This is a genomic window from Micromonospora sp. NPDC050200 (genome assembly GCF_040656135.1).
Lineage (GTDB): Bacteria > Actinomycetota > Actinomycetes > Mycobacteriales > Micromonosporaceae > Micromonospora.
In genome coordinates this window covers 1-5,630 of record NZ_JBFALG010000137.1, presented here as the reverse complement: position 1 = coordinate 5,630, position 5,630 = coordinate 1, and the positions used below count along the sequence as shown (strand labels likewise).

Here is a 5,630-nt window from a genome sequence, read left to right as displayed (position 1 = left end):
GCGACCTACACGACCGCAGCGACGTCTTCGCCGTCTACGGCATCTAACAAACCATGATCAAACCGGACACTCCCGAACAACGCCGGGGCCGTGGGTGATGTACCAGTCGGAAAAGCATTCGGCACCACCCGCAAGATGGCGGTCGAAGTACTCGTCGTAGTGCTCGTAGGCGTCGCGCACGGCCTTCACATCGAGGATGTGGCAGTCCTCCTCCACGTCAAGCATGTCTCGCAGCTTTTTGCCCCGGTCGTCGGCGAACTGTTGGCTCTGCTGCTTGGTCATGCCGCTGTGATACGGCTTCTTCACAATGCTCGGCTTCAACAGGCGAGCGATGCAGATAGCGGCGAAGAGAGTGTTCTGAAGTGCCCCCCACACCTTCGGGTCGCGCGGGTCCTTGGTGTCCCGGCCGCGCATCACCGCGAGGTGGATGCTGTTGACCGCCATCTCGGCCTGTCGGTCGAGTTCCTCAAGGTAGTAGCTGTCGGTCGCTGCTTCGCGGGCTTCATCGCTCGTGAAGCCGACGCTTGCCAAGGGGATTCGCTTCTCTTCAGTCACTCGGGCAGTATGTCCATGCTGGACCCAGTGCGGCAACCCGTTACTGACGCCTTCTGCATGAAACGGCCGTCTGCTGTCAGAGATGTGACGCCGCTCGTTGCGAGAACAGTTCTCGGGCCTTGATGACGAGCACCATCGCGGCCTGAACGCCCGAGTGGAGCAGCGCTGTGGGCGCGGTGACGCGGTACGTGCTCACGCCTGGCTCAAGTGGCCTAATCATCTCCAAATCGAAGAGCGGGACGATCCAGGTGTCTCCGTGCGCTACGGCGCTGCACATCTTCCACATGATGTAGACGAGGTTGTTCTGGCCGTCCATCAGGTCGACAAACCGCGCCGACTCTTCCATGTAGTCCTTGTACTGGGGCTTTCCACGCAACGTCGCACGGTCGATCCCAGCTGCATCGGCAAGGCCCAGCACGCGATCCTTGCGTCGCTGGATGCCTGCGTCCTGTGGTTGATCGATCTCCGAGAGCAGCGACTCTGTGTTCTTGATGCTTGCCAGTTCGTGCCAGAGTCGACGGCGGATGCGTTCATTTCGGCTGGCTGGGGCGAGCATCCAGATAGCGGCAGAGGCGTTCTCCAGCGCGCCACGAGTTAGCGTGAAAGGAGCGTAGGTGTGGAGGGTGAGTCGGTTATTCTCGTAATCCCAGAGCGCTGACCGCATCGCGTGCAGGTGGTCGACTGCGTTGCCGATCAGCTGGATGGCAGCGTGACTCACCTGGTGCGGGTGCGTCAGCTCGTTATCCCTGGCAAGACAGCTCCCCGGCTGTACCGCCGGCGCCTCCTGCTCCATCCACTCGTCTGTCCGCCTCAACAGCTCCATGAGCTTGTTGATCAGCGCTCGATCTTCATTGCTCACTGTCACAGCTAGCCACCGTACGCCCGGTCTGCCGCCCGGGCTATCGGGTTATCGGACAGGTGACGCTCGTTTCGTGCAGGCGAATGGCTCCTAAATCAAACTCCCGGAATGTGCGCGAAAATGATCCCCGGAACGTTTTGACGGACTGGAAGGAGCGCTAATGGGCGCTCGGGGAAAGCTGCCGGAGTTCCCGGTATCGCTCGATGTCTCGATGTCCGAGGCCCAGCGATACCGATTGAGAAGTCTTGCGGCGCAGCGTGCCGCTTCCCTAGCGGGAACAGTTCGCTGGCTGGTGGACAAGGAATGGGAAAACCGCACTACTGACGAAGGGGTGAAGAATGCCGCACGAGAGGGCTGACGAAGAGGGCCGTGTGATGGCCCTGGGTCTGTTCCATCGAACGATCAGCGAGGTGGAGGACGCCATCTTGCAGGCGAAGGCTCGGCAGGCATACCGGACGGCGGGAGAACAGGCAGCCGGCGAGCAACCCATCGACCTCAACCGGTGGCCTGCCGTGGGGAACAAGCCGTGAACCCCTACCGGTCGGCCACCGACCACCTGTCCTCCCTCGTAGATCGCACAGATGAGAGCGAGTTCGGCGGTGTGGACGGACTGACGCAGCCGCACCCGCACGAGCCGACCACCTCGGAAACCCTCCGGGCGATCTATCAGACCGACCCGACCGATCACACGGCGCACGTCGACACCGACCAGCAGGCGCCTTCTCCACACCATGGGAACTACTGATGAACCTCAACGTCACGCGGCTCGCTGACATGCGGGCAGAGATCGACCGGACGGAACTCAACGCCGCCGATAGAGAGATCTTGGAGCGAGCCTATGCCGCTGCCCTGAAGGAGTGGCGGGTCCGGAGGAAGAAGCAGCACCGGGCTGGGGTCGAGGCCCGAGACGAGTCTCACGACGAACTGGTCTATCAGGCGCGTAAGCGTGGGCCGAAGGAGCTTCGAAAGATCAAGACGGATCTGGAGGAGGGACGCATCACGCCCCAGGAGGCCGAGGGCAAGATGCGGGACTTCGTCGCGGAGCACGGCCGCCTGTCCGACTTGCACCGGTCGTTGATCGAGGACGACGACCGCCTCACTGACCTCTTCGCCAAGCCGTTGGACGAGATCCAGGCGGAGGCCGACCTGACGGGACGGTTCCCCGCACTGGCCGGCTCTCCTCGCACGCTGGGCGACTACGTCCGCCAGGTGCAGGGACAAGGGGACTGACGACACGACGAGGGGAGGGTCGGGCTACCGCGCCTGGCCCTCCCTTTGCAGATCACGCAATTGCGTGAGATGGAGGTGTGGTGTGGCTGATCGGGAACTGTCGCGGAAGCCGAAGGAGATCCGTAAGCGGCTCCGGAGAGGCGACAACCTGGAACGGGACCTCGCCATGTTGGAGGAGGCCGGGCACAAACCCGTGTCTGAGTGGGACGACGAGGAACTGGCCAAAGGGAGGCCGCGGGACAGACGAGGTTCGTTTTCTGGTCGGGCACCCGAGTGGCGGAAAGAGCAGGTCGAAGCTGAGGCGTTGCGGAGGCACAAGGAGGCGACGCTCTCTGCCCCCAAACCGAGACCGGAAGTCCTAAGCAAAGTCCTCGTCGAGTTGGCGACTAACCCGGAAACCCCGGTTGAAGTTCTCACTCTGCTCGACTCAGCACTCGCCACGGTCAAGCAGCGGCTCGGGACCGGGCAACGCACCCCGCCTACGCCTGCGGGTGTGCCTCCGCGCCTGAAAGACCCCGGACTCCCGCCCAACGCCGTGAACGACGAGGACCGGATGCCGCGATACCTCCGCGACGCCCAGGCGGACGGCGACGTCTCGTAAGGCCCTTGGGTGGTTCGGTTGGTGCCCACGTACCGCCGGACCGCGTTCGCGTCTCTAGGGCCGCCTGAAGAGGCTTCGCGTTGGTGTCGCGTTGCGGCATTCCGGTACGCTGCCGGGTGCCGACCCGGGCTGGAACGGGTTGGCAACCGAGAGAGGACACTGGCTGTGGGCTCGGAACCCAGAGTCAGTCCATCCCCACTGCCGATTGGTGGGGTTGGGAACCCGTCGCCACCTCTGTGCCTACCGTACGAGTACCAATACTGAGATCTTGCTCAATCGGCGCAGGACCTCAGCTTCATCAGTACGAACGTCGTGCTGGTCGAGCTGAGCCCTGCGTGCCTCACTCGACCAGAGTGAGGAGATATGGGTCGTGGGGCTCGCAGATCCTGGGCTCTGGGTAGTCGTCTCTAGCACCTCCGGCATTGTGCTGGCGGTGACAGGCCTATGGCGTGTGAAGATCAAGGCTGACCGCGACAGGGCATTGGCTGAGATGGCGCTTCGGGACACAAGACCCGAGGAGAGACCCGCCATTCTCGGTAGCCTGGCTGAGCTTCGTCCTTTCAGCCCCCAAGTTTTCCGGGACTCTGAGCTGAACGACGAACCCGCGCTACCGATGCGCCTGCCCCGCAAGCGCCGACGGTAACCAGTTGACGGACGTTTGCGGTAGCCGGGCGCGGTGACTCTCAGTTGCTGCGCCCGGTTAGTCCTCGGCGGCCGGGCTGGGGCGGTGCTCGGCTATCCATTCCCGGACGGCCTTGCCATCCCAGACGCGGCCCATCTTCAAGGTGGCGAGGGGGTCAGGGAATCCCTTGCGGCCCACGATGATCGTGGCGCGCTGCTTGCTGATCCCGCCCAGCAAGTCGCGGATCTCATCCAGCCCAAGCAGCTCCACAATCTGACGGTATGGCCCCAGAGTAGTGCATCAGGCAATACCGGGTGAGGCAACTCGTGTGGGGGTTGCCCTCGTACAACCCTCCGTGTTGCGATGGGTCACATGACGCGACACGTTCCATACGGGGAGTATCTGACGGCCGTAGCTCTGACCCTGGCGCGCAGGCATCAGCCCACCTGGAACCACCTGCTCAAGCGGGTGGCTTGCCGGTGTGGTCGGGACCTGCCCTGTCGGGTGAGGCATCGTGTCCCGATCAACCGGGGGCACTGGCCGGGTGAGAGCCGATGACCACACACGGGCCTGTTCTGCCCATCTGGACCTGTGGGGGCTGCGGGCGTGCGTGGCCCTGCGCCACCCGCCGACGCGAGCTGCAAGCCGAGTACTTCCGTGCCCCGGTATCGCTACGGCTCTACCTGGCCTCGTGTTACGTGAGCGCAAGTCAGGACCTGAGCTGGGCGTCGGCCGGCGCTCTGCACCGCAGGTTCCTCGGATGGCTGCCGTGAAGCCCGGTGACCTGGTGCAGGTCACCCGGGCCGCGAGCGTGCAGTTCGTGAATCCCTTCTTTTTCCGGGTGATCCGCGTACTCGACTGGCCGACCTACGACCGGTGGGTGTGGCTCGACGGGTACCAGCTCAACGACAAGGGCGACGCCATAGCCCGACGATCGATCTCCGTGCAACCGGCGGGATTGGTCATCCAACGACGGACCGCCCCCGCGCCCGTGACGGTCGGGCAACAGAGGCGGTCCAGATCGCCGCAGAGGCGTTAACCCACCGGGGCGGGTGTCGTCGGACGGGTACGGGCGTGCGGGTCGCCTCCGGACCGGCTGAGAACGCCCCGGATCGTGGAGCTGTGCCACCGGTCGCCACCGTGCGCGGTCGGCACCCGATCGGCGTTGAGCTGGTCAGCGATGGCCCGGAGGGTGTGGCCGTTGGACCTCAGTCGACGGATGCGCCGGATGACGGGCTTCGGGACGAGGATCGGCCGCCCCAGCTTGACGCCGGACTCCTTCGCCTCCGCGAGGGCTTCCACCGTGCGCTGGCTGATGATCTCGCGCTCCCACTCGGCAACGCTCATGACGATGTTGGCGACCAGGCGGCCGTTGACGGTAGACGTGTCGATGCCCAGATCCAGCGCGACGACGGACCACCGCTGCTTCTTCGCCACCCGTAGCACCTGGGCGAAGTCGGCCACCGACCGCGACAGCCGGTTGAGCTTGGCGACGACCAGGCCCTCAGCGTTCCCGGCCGCGAGCTGTTCCAGAGCCCACGTCAGGCCAGCCCGGCGGGTGTGGGCACCCGTAGCGCCATCGTCGGCAGGTGCCCACACCAGGCGCCATCCGTTCGCAGCGGCTGCGTTGCGGATGGCCGTGCGCTGCGCCTCGATCCCGTAAGAGCCGGAGTGGCGTCCCTGATAGTGGTGTAACGCGGTTGGCGTGATCGTCGGACAGCCCGTCCGGCATAGAGCGCGGCCATCGCGTGATCTTTCGAGTG

General features: G+C 64.5%; 9 protein-coding genes. 5 read left to right on the top strand and 4 right to left on the bottom strand.

The features are described 5' to 3' along the window. Positions 1–57: 57 nt before the first annotated feature. Both AB0I41_RS34710 and AB0I41_RS34705 read right to left on the bottom strand, forming a co-directional pair. Positions 58–555: a hypothetical protein gene (locus tag AB0I41_RS34710; RefSeq protein ID WP_357115558.1), complete on the bottom strand. Its 498-nt coding sequence runs from the start codon at positions 553–555 to the stop codon at positions 58–60. A gap of 76 nt (positions 556–631) precedes the next feature. After that, a complete protein-coding gene (locus AB0I41_RS34705) occupies positions 632–1,420 on the bottom strand; it encodes a hypothetical protein (protein WP_357115555.1) in 789 nt (262 codons plus the stop codon). A 154-nt stretch (positions 1,421–1,574) separates the two neighbouring features. Here AB0I41_RS34705 and AB0I41_RS34700 point away from each other — a divergent pair, with 154 nt between their 5' ends. From AB0I41_RS34700 to AB0I41_RS34685, 4 genes are all read left to right on the top strand, one after another. Next, positions 1,575–1,772, top strand: a complete 198-nt coding sequence (locus tag AB0I41_RS34700) for a hypothetical protein (RefSeq protein ID WP_357115552.1) — start codon at positions 1,575–1,577, stop codon at positions 1,770–1,772. 168 nt (positions 1,773–1,940) lie between these two features. After that, entirely contained in the window at positions 1,941–2,159 is a 219-nt protein-coding gene (locus tag AB0I41_RS34695; protein WP_357115549.1) for a hypothetical protein, read from the top strand. Next, positions 2,159–2,644: a hypothetical protein gene (locus AB0I41_RS34690; protein ID WP_357115546.1), complete on the top strand. Its 486-nt coding sequence runs from the start codon at positions 2,159–2,161 to the stop codon at positions 2,642–2,644. The genes AB0I41_RS34695 and AB0I41_RS34690 overlap by 1 nt, the downstream gene beginning before the upstream one ends. Positions 2,645–2,726: 82 nt before the next feature. Further along, the gene (locus AB0I41_RS34685; RefSeq protein ID WP_357115543.1) at positions 2,727–3,245 is read left to right on the top strand and encodes a hypothetical protein; all 519 of its coding nucleotides are present in this window, start codon (positions 2,727–2,729) and stop codon (positions 3,243–3,245) included. A gap of 700 nt (positions 3,246–3,945) precedes the next feature. Here the strand turns inward: AB0I41_RS34685 and AB0I41_RS34680 are convergent. Beyond that, positions 3,946–4,137 carry a hypothetical protein gene (locus AB0I41_RS34680; protein WP_357115540.1) on the bottom strand — a complete coding sequence of 64 codons (192 nt, stop codon included), beginning with the start codon at positions 4,135–4,137 and terminating at the stop codon, positions 3,946–3,948. 490 nt (positions 4,138–4,627) lie between these two features. Here AB0I41_RS34680 and AB0I41_RS34675 point away from each other — a divergent pair, with 490 nt between their 5' ends. Next, a complete protein-coding gene (locus AB0I41_RS34675) occupies positions 4,628–4,906 on the top strand; it encodes a hypothetical protein (RefSeq protein WP_357115537.1) in 279 nt (92 codons plus the stop codon). On the opposite strand, the gene AB0I41_RS34670 is transcribed toward AB0I41_RS34675, so the two are convergent. After that, the coding region (locus tag AB0I41_RS34670; RefSeq protein ID WP_357115534.1) for a recombinase family protein at positions 4,903–5,630 on the bottom strand (728 nt) is incomplete at its 5' end. The genes AB0I41_RS34675 and AB0I41_RS34670 overlap by 4 nt on opposite strands.

Excerpts from the sequence above, each read along its gene's own strand:
- AB0I41_RS34700 (WP_357115552.1), top strand. The coding sequence starts at position 1,575 with ATGGGCGCTCGGGGAAAGCTGCCGGAGTTCCCGGTATCGCTCGATGTC.
- AB0I41_RS34690 (WP_357115546.1), top strand. The coding sequence starts at position 2,159 with ATGAACCTCAACGTCACGCGGCTCGCTGACATGCGGGCAGAGATCGAC.
- AB0I41_RS34675 (WP_357115537.1), top strand. The coding sequence starts at position 4,628 with ATGGCTGCCGTGAAGCCCGGTGACCTGGTGCAGGTCACCCGGGCCGCG.